Genomic DNA, 14392 nt, shown 5'->3' on the forward strand with positions numbered 1-14392 from the left:
TTGCGGAGTAACTCCAGCGTAGCAGATTGCAGCGAGTCTGCTATAACAACTACATCATAGTGTTGTGCAGGATAGGTCTGGTTCAATGCCTGTCGCGCCACTTCCAGAATTACAGCGTCTTCTTTATAGGAGGGTATGAGCGCACAAAAGCGGAGGTTTCGTTGTGGCTGTGTAAAAGGGAGTGGCCTATAGAACAATCCCGCTATAGCGAAGAAAGCCGTATAGGCCACTACATATATAAAATATAAAAGGAGAATCAGTTCAAGAATGAACATGTAATAATGGGCTGTTGAAGATGGATAAAGAGTTACTGACTAAACCTGTTCTTTTTGCAACAATGCAGGCACTGTGCTTAACAGAATTTTCATATCGAGCCAGAACGAGTTCTTCATCGCATACTCCATATCCAGGGCGATACGTTCTTCAGGCGACATTTCTTGTTTGCCACGCTTGGTAACTTGCCACAGACCTGTTATACCTGCCGGAGCCAGAAAGCGCCATGCGATCTGATCTTTGGTAAGCTTCTCCGCTTCGTATAGCGGCAAAGGACGATTACCCACTAATGACATATCGCCTTTCAATACATTGAACAACTGTGGTATTTCATCCAAACTGGTATTGCGGATAAACTGACCTATACGGGTAACGCGTGGATCATTTTTTAGTTTGAAGAATACATTATCAGTAGTAGAGTTCTCTGCATATTGATTAAGGTGTTGAAGTTTTTGAAGTTCTTTATCAGCATCCATACGCATGGATCTGAATTTATAGAAGTTAAATATTTTATAGCCAGCACCAGCACGCTTGGATATATAGAAGACGGAGCCTTTGGACTCAAGCTTTATCAACACAGCGATGGCTATCAGAAGAGGAGAGAGGCACAGCAATGCTCCCAACGAAATGATAATATCGAAAGCACGTTTCAGTGTCCACAACTTGATAGTGGGTACTTCTTCGTGCGCACGCACCATGGTATAGGGTTTATTGCCGCGCTGTATTTTATATACTTTCAGTTTTTTGATGAAGTCGATACGCTTGAAGAAAGCCGGAGTAACGGCACCGTAATGATATTCATCTACCCCTGTGCGCAATGCCAGATCTTTCGCAGCCTGGTCGAACTTGGGAGTATAGAATATATAGGGTATAGCTTTCTGCGAGGCGATCTCTTTCAAGGCATTCATTTCAGGGGTAACGCTGGCAGGATTTATCAGAATAGCATCCAGATCTGCGGAGCCTCCTTTTATATCAGCCAGTGTCTTACTCAGTGTTGAGTTGATGAAATGTATTTTTTCCTGTGCATAATCGTGCTCAATGGCCGAATCGGTAAAGCCGATCCTGACGATGTTTTTAGTTGTAAATGAAAGTGAGTGTGCTTTGGTTTCTTCGTACACGACCGATAGAGGGGATTCATTTACATTCAGATTCACGGCAACATCCATGATTAATTTACGGTTACATTTTGTCTTTGAAATAATAACGCACGATCCACTTCAGCCAGGAAAGACTGAGGCTCAAAAGGCTTTACTAAATAAGTGAAAGCCCCTAAATCAAGGCACTGCTTGCGCTTGCTCGCATCTTCGTATCCAGAGAGAATAATGACCGGTATATTTTTGAACAGACCACTGGTGCTGAGGTTCTCCAGCAGTTCAATACCATCCAATGACGGCATTTTAAGATCTGAAATAATCAGATCCGGCAGATTGCCATCCGACAACCATGACCAAGCCTCCATACCGTTGTTCATAATAACCACTTCATATTTCTTCTGAAGTATTTTTTCCAAAAGCCAGCATAAAGGAACATCGTCCTCGATAACTAATACCCGTTTCATGGTATCTAAAATTTTAAACCAACAAAAAGAAAGTGGCTGCTCTAAAGATCTGATTGTAGCAAAGGCGGGATCTTTAAAGACAACTATTAGACAAACCAAAGCTAAATAAAATAATTGATACAGATGTAACCTTTGGGTGTAAAATATATTAAAACTTTGCTAATGCACCCTTTATTACAGCACTATCTATTTAAAATAGTGATAATATCTGAGCTTTGGAATTAATGTGGTAGGATTTAAATGATGTAACGTTTACGACCGATTTGTAATCATTTCAATCGTTTTTCTTCGGTCTATCTTACCTGTGTTCGTGTATAGAAACGTATCAACAACCAGTATATCACGCGGCACTTCGTATACCGAAACCGTTTGTTTAAATTCTTTATAAATTAGATCACGAAGTATACCATCCAGGTCAGCTTCTCCTTCAAGAAGTAAAATAATTTTCTGACCGAGCTTCTCATCGGGTAATGCTGCTATAAAAAATGACCTATTAACTCCACACTTTGCAAGTACGTGGCTTGCTATATACTCAACTTTCTCCGGTATAATCTTCACGCCGCCACTATTGATGATGTTGTCCCAACGGCCCCGCCATACGAAACTATCGGGTCCTTTCATTTCCACCAGGTCGTTGGTAATTATACTGCCGGATAAATGAGGTGCTTCTATCACCAGGCATCCGCGATCGTCCGTATATACTTTTACTCCGGGCAGTGCATGAAAGACTTCCGATGCATCGGGTCCGTTCAGCGATTGCAACGCTATATGCGAAATGGTCTCCGTCATTCCATACGTAGCATAGAAGCGACAGCTATAGGATTGCAGCGTTGCCAGTACTTCTCTGTTGAGCGGAGCTCCTCCTATAATAATATGTTTGATAGCATTCAGGCGACTGGCATAAGGCGATGCCAGTACTTCATATACCTGGTAAGGGACCCACGCAGTAAAATCTATAACTATACCGGGTGGGATGGAGGCCAATGGATTGGCGTTAGGATCGCTCGCCACAATACGCATACCGGTAGTAAGGCAACGCACCAGCATCATTTTGCCGGCTATATAGTGTGTGTTAAGACAAACTAATGCGGTATATCCCGGTTGCAGTGAAAGTGCCTGTGCCGTCATCTGCGCGCTTACAACCATCTGGCTACGTGCCAGCGAAATCTTTTTAGGTGTGCCGGTGGAGCCACTGGTATAAATATCGAACGATGGCTCATCGTTTAACCAGCGCTGTATAAAATCAAATGTAGCAGTTTCAAATTCACTGTTCCCCATAGCGGCACCTTGTTTGATCTGTTCCAACAGAACTTCACGGCCGTTGATGAGGATGGATGGATAAGGATAGCTCATGGCTTCTTGCTTCTTCTCCGAACAGCAAGTTCTTTATAGCCATAGGTTGAATCCGTCTCACGATCAAATTCAAGATCGGGAAGTTCGGCTATAGCGATCTCGGCTGTAGTATAAATCAGGTTGTTATCCAGCAGGTGGCCGCCTGTGGTTTGACCGGTACTATCAGACACTGCGAGATGCAGATGGGCTGATTCGTTTGACAGCGTTCCAGTTAATGATACGATTTCGAAATGACCTGTGCGCGAAATACCATTTTGCTGGTTCGCGAAGCGAAGGGTATATTGTTCCAGGCTTCCAACACAGGTTACGATAACGGCTGCTTTGATGTTGTGTTGAACAGCCCAGGCCACCAGCGATTTTTTAAGATCTTCGTGTGGCCTGAGCCTGATAACGTGTACCCTGGACGTTGATTGCATAGCTTGCTGTGCTCGTATAGTTGTTACGGACAGAAGTATAGTAATGATCAACAGGCCGCGCACCATTACAAGTGCTGCAAGTCTTTTTTAAACCGGTCGATGATTAATGCTTCATTTTCATGAAGACCACTGCAGGCTTCGGCAACACGTTGCATTACCCGCACTGCTGTCAGGCGCAGATCATCGGTTAAATGATCTCTATACTTTTTAAAATCGTGCATCGCTTCGTTATAGGCCTTTTCGATGGATGGCTGAATAACTTCATCCAATAATTCGAAACGACTTTGCGCGGCCCACGAGTCGTAGTCCAGTTCTTCCTGGATGATCTTGTGAAAGGCAATGCGTTCTTCGGAACTCAATCCTTTGTCGGCCTTAGCTATAACGTACGCCATCTCGGCAATGCTGCGTAAGATCTCAAGCTTCTCAATCTGCATAGTAGTACACGTATAGAGTATATAACTGAATGATCTATATATCAAGGAAATTTCGGATACTTCGACCAGTCTGGTTCGCGTTTCTCCAGGAAGGCATTCTTACCTTCTTTTGCTTCTTCGCTAAGATAGTATAGTAATGTTGCATTTCCGGCAAGCTCCTGTATACCGGCTTGTCCATCCAGCTCGGCATTGAACGAACTCTTCAGCATGCGTATAGCGAGCGGACTCTTGGCCATGATCTTCCTGGCCCATTCCACGTATGTTTCTTCAAGTTGATCGAGCGGCACTACTTTATTTACAAGTCCCATCTCAATAGCCTCTTTCGCATCGTACTGATCGCAGAGATACCAGATTTCACGCGCTTTCTTTTGTCCTACAATACGTGCCAGATACGATGCCCCAAAGCCACCGTCAAAGCTTCCTACTTTTGGTCCGGTTTGTCCGAAGCGCGCATTCTCTGCAGCAATCGTAAGATCGCATACTACATGCAATACATGTCCGCCTCCAATAGCCCATCCGGCTACAGCCGCTATAACAGGCTTGGGAATAGAGCGTATCATCTTCTGCAGGTCCAGAACGTTTAGCCGTGGCGTTGTGTCTTCGCCTACATAGCCACCATGGCCGCGCACGCTTTGATCGCCACCACTGCAAAATGCTTTACCACCTTCGCCCGTCAGAATAACAACGCGTACATCTGCATCTTCGCGACAGATGTGCATGGCATCGATCATCTCTTGTACCGTAAGCGGTGTAAATGCATTGTGAACATGCGGACGATTGATACTGATGCGGGCTATACCCTCAAACTTATGGAATAGTATATCTTTATACTCCTTAACAGGTTGCCATGAATATTTAAAGCTCATAACTCTTTTTGGTTTTCTCCTTCAGATTATCAAATATGATTTTGTTGATCAATGTGTCACTCTCCAGCTCGAGTATTTTTGTTTTACCGTCAAACTCAAAGAAGTCTTTTAACAGGTTCTTGAGTTTACGTCTATTGTCCAGTTGCAGATGTTCTATAGCAAACTCTTCACAAAGTTTTTTTGCCGAGAGTTTCTGGCGCGTAACAAAGTATTCATCCGCTTCCGGTAAAGATCCAGGTCCATCGATCATCTTAAAGATCACGCCCCCGTGATTGTTAAGCAACACGATGCGCAAATTAGGAACAGGATAATTATGCCAGAAGGCATTTCGATCATAAAAGAATGCAAGATCGCCCGTGATCAAAACATTTGGCCGGTCATTCGACAGCGCGTGCCCTATGGCTGTGCTGGTGCAGCCATCTATACCACTGGTGCCGCGGTTGGAATATACCTGGATACCACGCTGCTGTGCTTTGAGTCCTATAAAATTTCCATAGCGCACACTCATGCTGTTGGCCAGGTGCAGGTTGCTGTGCTCGGGGAGATTGTTCAGTATAGTATATACCAGTTCAAGTTCTGCGAGCGCCTCCTGTGGAAAAAATTCTTCCAGCGTGCGTACTGTTCTGCGTTCTTCTACTTCCCACAGCTTGTTGAAGTTGTGCTGCTTCTGTTTCTCGAACGACTCCGTTGTAGGAAGCGTGCTGAGAAAATGAAAGAAGTCGGCTGGAGTAGTGTTGAATACCTGTGTTATACTCTGGAACGGATCGGCCACCTGTCCGGAGGGCTGAATGTGCCAATGTACTTTGGGAGCATGTTTGCGCAAGAACAATTTCAGGTTCTTGGAGATAACCGATTTACCAAAAGTAATGAGCAGATCGGGCCGCAGTGTTTTCTTGATATCATTGGAAGCCTGACCGAGAAACAGATCGGCATGGCGCACGAGTTTTTCTATACCGTGCAGGTTGGTGATCACATCGCCTACAACGGGTATAGTATGTTTGCTGAAGAAGTTTTGCAGCGCTTCATTCAGATCTTTATCATCTTCATGCTGGCCGGCAACAATCAGTACATTATGAAAGCTGCCCCATTCGCTTATCAGTTTTCGTTTTTGTTCATCCGTCAGTGTATAAGTAGAAGGATACTCATCCATTACCCGTACTGACGTGCTGAACGTGATGGGCTCTTCGGCAGAAGGATATAACGGTTCGCGAAACGGAGCATTGATATGTACCGGACCTTTCGGTTCCTGGTAGGAGAGATTGATCGCTTCGTTTACAATGCGATTGATAGCCCACTGACTATCGGCATGCTCGTACTCTTGTGGAAGCTGGTAATATTTCTTTACATGCTTGCCAAAGATCTCCTGCTGGTGAATCGTTTGTCCGTCATGCTGCGCGATCCACTCGGCCGGGCGATCAGCTGTGATAATGATGAGAGGTGTTTCGCTAAACCATGCTTCGGCTACTGCGGGTGCAAGGTTATAGGCGGCAGATCCGGAGGTACACACTACTATAGCAGGCGCCTTCTTTTGCTGCGCTATACCTAAAGCAACAAAGCCCGCGCTGCGTTCATCACTGAACGTGCGCGTGTTGATGTGCGGATGCCGGACAAATGCCAATGTCAAGGGGGCGCATCGTGAGCCAGGACAGAGAACCGCTTGCGTCAGACCTTTTCGGGAACACAGCTCAGCGATATCATAGATCGGTTGAAAACGGGCCATTGAATAATTCGTGTGCGAATATGGGGAGGTGACTGATAATATTCAAATAATACTACAACTCTCACGCTGCCAGTACTATACCAGCGGTTTACGAAAAGACCTGCAGAAAAAACAATGGACTTGAGGATCTTCTTCAACAACCGGAGGATAGCGAATTTATACTTGTGTAACGTTGCTGAAATTCAAGAAGATAGTTATATATTGGTTTACGAAAGCCCATCCTGCCTGCAACTTTATCAGTTCAGTCAGGATGGGCTTTGTCTTTTTCACGTGGTCACGTTATCAATCCCCTTCGTTATGAGATATATCTACTATTTGACTTTGATCTTTTTTATAGCTGGCATCTCTGCTTACGGACAAACCCGATACTGGGTAGGTACTTCCGTCTATATCAATAATTTCAGTGCAGCAAGCGATCTCAATCAATGGCAACTGATTGAAGACAGTGGTACAGGAAGCTGGACATTATCCGGCAGTGGAAGTGCTATTCTGAAAATGGATAACTCGGTTGGCTTTTTTGCCAATCGCCTGTTCAATGTAAATGGAGCAAGCCCGCGATTGTTAACGCTTGACAAAGTAAATGGTGTAGTAGAGTTTCAGGTTATTGCTGTTACCGGTGGCGATCAGCGATTCTTTTTACAGGCGCAGGAGTTTAATGCCAGCGGAGTATATATAACTGAACAAAATATACTCAGTCCGCAAAACAGTGCCGGATACTATTCTGTAAACCTCAGCACCATCACATGGAATGCCGCCACTACACAAGTTCGCTTTATTATAGGCGGTGCTAATTATTCTGCTCAACAGGGCACGATCGAGTTTAATTATTTCAACTATACCAACACGCCTAAAACCTGGAGTAATACACTGAACTGGTCAACTACTTCGGGCGGAGCGAGTGGTGCATCGGCACCCGGTGCCGGAGATATAGCGGTGTTCGATGGTGTTTCCGGCAAGAATGGTATATGTTTTCTGGATGCACCTGTTACGGTAGCCGGTATATCTACTACAGGCTATACGGGCACGATCGATCTCCGGGGATTTTCATTGACCACTACCGGATCGAATACATTTACCTCCGGTAATTTTGCTGTTACTGCCGGAAACTCTTCGCTGATATTCAATACAACCGGCACCACTACTTTTAATGGTGCGTCATTCAACGTCAACATCAGCGGCACTACGGGTTCGTTGCTTATGAACGGCTCTACATTTAATGGCACCGTTTCCTTAACGAAGACAGGTTCTTCTATCGATGTGAGTGATGGAGGCAATATTTTTAGCGGAGCCGTAACATTAAACAACAGCGGCACCGGTACATTGCGTCTTGCCAATACCACGGGCGATACATACAATGGTAACGCTACCTTCGTACGCACCAATGGAACATTGCAACCCGCCTATAATGGCACCAATGTATTTGCCGGTAATATTTCTACCAACAGTTCTTCGGCTATATCATTTGGTGCCAGTGGTGGTAACGTTACACTATCCGGCACAGCCGCGCAAACCATTGGTAAAACGGCCAGCACAGCATCGCCTGCCTTTGAGCGGCTTATCATGAACAAAGCCGGCGGAAGTGCAACACTCAATACACTGTTAAATATAGGTACATCGGCTACGTTTACTTCCGGTATATTGAATACCACAGCGGCAAACTATATATACTTCCTGTCAGGTGCAACGGTATCGGGTGCTAATGCGCTGAGCTATGTAGATGGCCCTGTAAGAAAAAGTACAGCCCTCGAAGGGTTTGTCTTTCCTACAGGCGATAATGGTATATATAGGTCTATCGAAATATCTCCGCTGGGTTCATTAACTGATTTTACAGCAGAGTACTTCAAAGCTTCGCCACTGTATGGTACCAATAAAGGTGCCGGCCTCGCAGCCACCAGTGATTGTGAATACTGGACGTTGGACAAGAACAGCGGACTGGGTGCACCGTTTGTAACGTTAAGCTGGCAGTCTAACCAGTGCTCGTCATCCTATATATCTGATCCTGCTACGATGCGCGTAGCACACTGGACTGGTACGCAATGGGAAGATCTCGGAGGCTTTATATCGGGCACCTCATCACTCGGCACGGTTACAACAGGGGCAGCCGTTACATCATTTAGTCCTTTTACTTTAGGATCATCTTCACCCACCAACCCACTTCCCATAAAACTGAAAGAATTCAGAAGTGAAGTAGCGGATGGCAACGTGTTGCTATACTGGACAACCTCGATGGAAAAGAACAACAATCATTTTGATATAGAACGTTCGGCAGATGGTATATCATTTGAGAGCATTGGTATAGCAGCCGGTAAAGGTACAACAGCAATAGAGCAACACTATAATTTTAAAGACCGTGCTCCGTTTCAAAATCTTTCTTACTATCGATTGAAACAGAATGATGTGGATGGAAAATATGAATACTCGAATATATTGCCGGTATATATAGCCAGCCACGAGGAACATTCTATACTGCGGGTGCAACCCAATCCGGCTACGAGTAGCGATGTCGTATATCTGAACAGAAAAACTTCGGGCGTTCTCCGGAATGTTACCGGCTACGTAGTTAAAAAAGTTACCGATACCAATCAGTTCGATGTAGCCGGGTTGAGTCCCGGCATGTATATCTTGTCGGATGTATCCGGCCAGTCAGCCAAGCTTGTGATCAAATAAATAAAAATATAGGTTAGCTTAATACCGGGCATCAATCCCAAATACATCCTTGAAGTAAGACTCAAGCGATGCTGTTTTTGTCTTCGTGAATGGAGGTTCCTCCAGCGTTACATAGAACTCACGATCACCGGCTTTGGTAATAATATAGGTGGCATCACCGGAATAGGCCCGCACCGAACGGGCGCCTTCCTGCAGGTGACTGAGGGTTTCTTCAAGCAAATTGAGAGGTACTGGCATATGGTGGTTGTTAATCAAATAACAGCGAAGGTATGCCAACGCCAATTAAAATCCCATAGGCCAGGCCGGCCCATATAAAACGCAGAATATTAATCTTCACTCTTCAACAGGGTTTGTGCATGTATGGTAGAAGGTATAGTATGCATGCCGATAGAAACTCCGAGTTATGTGAGGAAGCAAGAGTGGGGTGTTCAAGCCGAAGAAAATGATCTTCAGGCACATTATTCAGTTTGGGAGAAATCACTTCGGTTCCGCAATACACCCATATAGGTATATCTGCAAACCGCCTGCTACATTTTTAGCCAAGGTAAATATTTCTGTGAGCGGTAAAGTACAGAAACCGCACTTGTCGTATTTTCACTTATATAAACCTGTTTATACCCATGAAACGTTTACTCATGCTGCTGATGCTGGTTGGTGTACTGGCCTGTGATCACAAAACGAATACAGCCGATAAGCCTCCTGCTATACCGGCTTACCTGGAAGAAATTACCATTCGGCAATTACAGCAAGGGTATAAAGACGGTAAATATACCATTACCGGTGTAGTGAGAGATTACCTCGCCCGCATTGAGGCACTGGATAAGAACGGACCGCAGATCAACTCCATCATCTGCATTAACCCCGATGCGCTGCCCATAGCCGAAGCGTTGGAGAAGGAATGGAAAGAAGGTAAGATACGCGGACCGCTGCATGGTATACCGATTATTCTTAAAGATAATATCGATACGCACGATAAGATGCCGAACACAGCCGGAGCCATTGTACTGCGAAATTCATTTCCTTCAAAAGATAGCGAGATTGCGAGGAAGTTACGCGAAGCCGGTGCCATTATACTTGGTAAAGCAAACCTGAGCGAGTGGGCAAACTTCCGTGCCGATATGTCGTCCAGCGGATGGAGTGGTGTAGGAGGGCAAACCAAAAATCCCTATGTGCTTGATCGAAATCCGTGCGGGTCAAGCGCAGGTTCGGGTGCAGCCGTAGCGGCTAATCTTTGTGCACTGGCTATAGGTACGGAAACGAATGGCTCAATTGTATGTCCGTCCAACAACAATGGCATTGTAGGGCTCAAGCCAACGGTAGGGCTACTGAGCCGCTCCGGTATAATTCCTATCTCTTTTACACAAGATACTCCCGGCCCGATGGGGCGCACGGTAGAAGATGTAGCCATTACGTTGGGAGCGCTGGTTGGTAAAGATACGGCTGACAGCAAGACGCTCGACCCTGCCGCTGTATTCCATACTGACTATACTCCGTTTCTGAAAGCGGATGGCTTGAAAGGAAAACGCATCGGGTTGTTAAAAGATGTAGCAGGCTTTCATGCCAAAGTAGATACACTCATGAAGCAGGTAGTTATATACCTGAAACAACAGGGAGCAGAAGTAATTGAGATAGCAGAGCCAGTAGGCAAGGGAGCAGGAGGGCCATCGTTCCAGGTGTTGCTGTATGAATTTAAAGATGGTCTTAACAAATACTTCGCGAGTCTGCCCAGCGCACCGGTTCATAACCTGGAAGAACTGATGGCTTTTAACAAAAAAGATTCTGTTGAGCTGCGATACTTCGATCAAAAACTTTTAGAGATGGCCAACGCCAAAGGCGATTTGAAGAGTAAAGAATATATAGAGTCGCTTGCAGCCATGCATAAAGCCACACGTACAGAAGGCATCGACAAAGTTATGCAGCAGTATACATTAGATGCGTTAATGGCGCCAACAGGTTCGCCTGCCTGGAAGACTGATCTTATAGATGGCGATCATTTTCTGGGAGGCAGTTCATCGCTGGCAGCAATAGCAGGTTATCCCAGCATAGCCGTGCCCATGGGGTTTGTAGATGAGCTTCCTGTAGATGTTTCTTTCTTCGGAAAGGCCTGGAGCGAATCTGTGCTGATCGAGATTGCCTATGCCTATGAACAAGGCACCAGGCACCGGAAGGCTCCGAAATATATACCTTCCAACGGCAGCGTGGCTTTGCCATAGTGCAGATCAAATCATGCGGAGATAGTGTGACGTTCGGGGCGGGAGAGGATTATAACAAAAATATCGGCCGGTATATATAGAACCTATACTGACTGACGTTTGAGTATTATACCTGACAGACCTGTGTCTTTAACCCTTTATCCTAATATGAAAAAGAATTTGCTTTCTTTATTCCTGGTAGTGGCCGCCTATACTGCGATGTCCTATCCGATCAGCCCGCGCCCGTTGCGACAACTCATCCAGGAAAGTGAATACATTGTTATTGGTCATGTTACGGGCATCACGGAGATGAAGCGTAAAAAGAATGACTTCGAAGGAAGCACAGTTGCCCATATACAAGTGCGTCAACTTTTGAAAGGAGAGAAGGTAGACGAGATGATCGAAGTTGTTTTTAATCCATATATAATTTGTCCGCAGCCTGCGCGGTATAAGGAGAACACAGATGTTGTGATATTTCTGGATAAAGGAGAGAACGGCCGGTATTATACACACGCGCTTGCTTACGGAGCCAGAAAAGTTACCATGATCGAAGCCGATATATACCGGATGCGCATACAGGAAATGCAGCAGATACTTACCATCACCGATAAAGATCAGCAGTTCAAGGAAACGGTTGAGTGGCTGGTGAAATGTGCCGAACATCCGGAAACACGATGGGATGGAGTATATGAGCTATCGCCCGAGAGCCATTTCATGTCGTACTACTCCGACTCGCAGCCCGCGCCTTTCAAATATATGTTGAGTGCTGAGCAGAAAGAACGACTGAAGAATGCTTTACTCACTTCACCTGAGGCTACGTATACTGACTTTGGCCTGGTGGATCTGGTGTATCCTCAGAATGAGGAGGTGATCTATCAGTTCCTCCTGGCGCGGTTAAAGAAGCTTGATGATAACCAGCTCTGGCTTGCCGATGAGTATATGACACGATTGAACAGAGAGAAAGAGTCGGCTGAGCTCGATGCCATGATCAAATCGTTCGATGAAAAAAAGTATGCCAACGATAACGAAGCAACATTAAAGGATATAGTCAACAATTTTATAGCAGCGGTCGAATGATAATACTTACTTCTTCTATTAGCTGAGCGCTTTTGCTATTTTAGCGCGATCTTTAAGCTATATATGAAAAAAAGAATTACCCGCGCATCTCTCATCGCACTCTTCACATTAATCTCGGCTGTTACCTACGCACAACACTACTATGTTGTGGTGGGTGTATTTGCCGTAGAAAGTAATGCTCAGAAATTTACCGGCTACGTTCGCAGTCTCCGGTACTCCGCGCAGTATGAATTGAATACTGCCAAAAATCAATACTATGTATATGTACTAAGAACCAATAATCACGAAGAAGGACTGGCCAAAGTAAAATCATTACAGGCCGGTACCGAGTTGAATGATGCATGGCTCTTTACCGGCCGCTTAGGGACAGGCACAGAGCCGATCGCAGATGTACCGGTGGAGAAACCGGTTGTTACAGAAGAGCCTGTTACAACACCCTCTGTTGATACAACGGCTGTTGCTGATGTGCCACCACCTTCTACCGATACCGTTACAACGGAGGGGGTAGTGCCTGAAAAAGTACGAGGCAAACTTTTCAAGTTCGAAATACAAATGGCGGATGGAAGACCAGTAAATGGAGAGATCCATCGTGTTGACTTTAGTCGCGGTCGCGATGTGGCGGTATATAGATCAAACCAATATATAGACATCACCCGACCAGCGGATAACAGTCCGATGTCGTTAGTGTGTGGTATATTCGGTTATAAAGAAGTAGTAAAGCAGCTTGACTATGGCAATCCCGCAGCTATGGAAGGTGCTACACAGGATGCTCACGGTGCGTGGGTAATTCCGTATAAGCTCGAGCGCATGAAGAAGAGAGATGTATCGGTTATGTATCACGTTTCATTCTATAAAGACGCTGTGATCATGTTGCCACAATCAAAATCTGAAATGGACGAGCTCGTAAGTATGATGAAGGATAACCCTGCCTACAAGATCAAGATACACGGCCATTGCAACGGTACCAATAGTCGCAAGATCATTGCGCTTGGTCAAACACGAAATTACTTTGACGTAAAAGGTTCTGAAGAGAAAACCGGTTCAGCTAAAGACTTGTCGCGCATGCGTGCTGAAGCGGTGCAGGCATACCTCGAAGAGAACGGAGTGGAGAAGAATCGCTCCAGCGTATATGCATGGGGTGGATTGAACATGCTTGTTCCGGAGAACAGCACAAGCGCACCGAAATTAAATGACCGCATCGAGATAGAGATCACGGCCGATTGATCCGGTAACGTTACGAACCACATGCGATCGATCAGTATACTGGGATGTGGCTGGCTCGGCAAGCCATTCGCGATTGAATTAGCACGGTCGGGCTACACGGTAGCGGGCTCTTCATCGCAGGAGGCTACATTGCAGGAAATTGCTTCCGGTGGTGTAAAGCCGTTTATGCTGAAGTTTGATCCGCATCCGATAGGAGTGGACTATGCTGATTTTTTTCAGTCAGATATACTGATCATCACTATTCCTCCGAAGAGAAAGGCAGGACTTACAACGGCATACCTGGAGCAACTGCAGCACGTTGTGCAGGAAGCGCAGCGTGGTGCTGTTTCATATATGGTGTTTATCAGTTCGACAGCAGTATATCCTGATCTAAACCGTATAGTATATGAAGAAGATGCCGCTGCAGATTCTTATCTGACAGAAGCTGAAAATATAGTAACTGCAGCCAGCGGTATGCAAACAACCGTGATTCGCTTTGGAGGATTAATTGGCCCCGGCCGACATCCCGGAAGATTTCTGGCAGGGAAGCAAGATGTAGCCGGAAGAACAAGCCCGGTAAACATGATCCACCAGCAAGATTGTATAGGTATAATTCACGCAATAGTAAAACAG

At 45.5% G+C, this 14392-nt stretch carries 14 protein-coding genes; 5 read left to right on the forward strand and 9 right to left on the reverse strand.

All coding sequences use genetic code 11. The annotated features are described in order from the left end of the window. From VIN08_RS28170 to menD, 8 genes are all read right to left on the reverse strand, one after another. On the reverse strand, positions 1-275 hold a 275-nt coding region (locus VIN08_RS28170), incomplete at its 3' end, for a glycosyltransferase (RefSeq protein WP_414693325.1). 39 nt (positions 276-314) lie between these two features. Then, positions 315-1439, reverse strand: coding sequence for a sugar transferase (locus tag VIN08_RS28175; protein ID WP_331973025.1), 1125 nt, complete (start codon positions 1437-1439; stop codon positions 315-317). Between the two features lie 2 nt (positions 1440-1441). Further along, positions 1442-1831, reverse strand: a complete 390-nt coding sequence (locus VIN08_RS28180) for a response regulator (RefSeq protein ID WP_331973027.1) — start codon at positions 1829-1831, stop codon at positions 1442-1444. Between the two features lie 252 nt (positions 1832-2083). Further along, positions 2084-3184, reverse strand: a complete 1101-nt coding sequence (locus VIN08_RS28185) for an AMP-binding protein (RefSeq protein WP_331973029.1) — start codon at positions 3182-3184, stop codon at positions 2084-2086. Continuing rightward, positions 3181-3666 carry a PPC domain-containing DNA-binding protein gene (locus VIN08_RS28190; RefSeq protein WP_331973031.1) on the reverse strand — a complete coding sequence of 162 codons (486 nt, stop codon included), beginning with the start codon at positions 3664-3666 and terminating at the stop codon, positions 3181-3183. Before VIN08_RS28190 ends, VIN08_RS28185 begins: the two co-directional genes overlap by 4 nt. Then, a complete protein-coding gene (locus VIN08_RS28195; RefSeq protein ID WP_331973032.1) occupies positions 3666-4034 on the reverse strand; it encodes a TerB family tellurite resistance protein in 369 nt (122 codons plus the stop codon). Before VIN08_RS28195 ends, VIN08_RS28190 begins: the two co-directional genes overlap by 1 nt. 41 nt (positions 4035-4075) lie before the next feature. Continuing rightward, positions 4076-4900: a 1,4-dihydroxy-2-naphthoyl-CoA synthase gene (menB, locus tag VIN08_RS28200; RefSeq protein WP_331973034.1), complete on the reverse strand. Its 825-nt coding sequence runs from the start codon at positions 4898-4900 to the stop codon at positions 4076-4078. Continuing rightward, on the reverse strand, positions 4890-6620 hold the full coding sequence (menD, locus tag VIN08_RS28205) for a 2-succinyl-5-enolpyruvyl-6-hydroxy-3-cyclohexene-1-carboxylic-acid synthase (RefSeq protein ID WP_331973036.1): 1731 nt from the start codon (positions 6618-6620) through the stop codon (positions 4890-4892). The genes menB and menD overlap by 11 nt, the downstream gene beginning before the upstream one ends. A gap of 297 nt (positions 6621-6917) precedes the next feature. Here menD and VIN08_RS28210 point away from each other — a divergent pair, with 297 nt between their 5' ends. Further along, positions 6918-9287, forward strand: coding sequence for a hypothetical protein (locus VIN08_RS28210; RefSeq protein WP_331973038.1), 2370 nt, complete (start codon positions 6918-6920; stop codon positions 9285-9287). 18 nt (positions 9288-9305) lie between these two features. Here the strand turns inward: VIN08_RS28210 and VIN08_RS28215 are convergent, their stop codons facing one another. After that, positions 9306-9524: a hypothetical protein gene (locus tag VIN08_RS28215; RefSeq protein WP_331973040.1), complete on the reverse strand. Its 219-nt coding sequence runs from the start codon at positions 9522-9524 to the stop codon at positions 9306-9308. A gap of 383 nt (positions 9525-9907) precedes the next feature. Here VIN08_RS28215 and VIN08_RS28220 point away from each other — a divergent pair, with 383 nt between their 5' ends. The 4 genes from VIN08_RS28220 to VIN08_RS28235 form a co-directional block, all read left to right on the forward strand. Continuing rightward, positions 9908-11500 (forward strand): amidase, encoded by a 1593-nt coding sequence (locus tag VIN08_RS28220; RefSeq protein ID WP_331973042.1) that lies wholly within the window; start codon positions 9908-9910, stop codon positions 11498-11500. A 147-nt stretch (positions 11501-11647) separates the two neighbouring features. Then, positions 11648-12556: a hypothetical protein gene (locus VIN08_RS28225; protein WP_331973044.1), complete on the forward strand. Its 909-nt coding sequence runs from the start codon at positions 11648-11650 to the stop codon at positions 12554-12556. Positions 12557-12619: 63 nt separating this feature from the next. After that, positions 12620-13780: an OmpA family protein gene (locus tag VIN08_RS28230; protein WP_331973046.1), complete on the forward strand. Its 1161-nt coding sequence runs from the start codon at positions 12620-12622 to the stop codon at positions 13778-13780. Between the two features lie 21 nt (positions 13781-13801). After that, a partial coding sequence (locus VIN08_RS28235) for an SDR family NAD(P)-dependent oxidoreductase (RefSeq protein ID WP_331973048.1) occupies positions 13802-14392 on the forward strand: 591 nt, incomplete at its 3' end.

The sequence above is a fragment of the Ohtaekwangia sp. genome (assembly GCF_036568665.1).
Classification (GTDB): Bacteria; Bacteroidota; Bacteroidia; order Cytophagales; family Cyclobacteriaceae; genus Ohtaekwangia.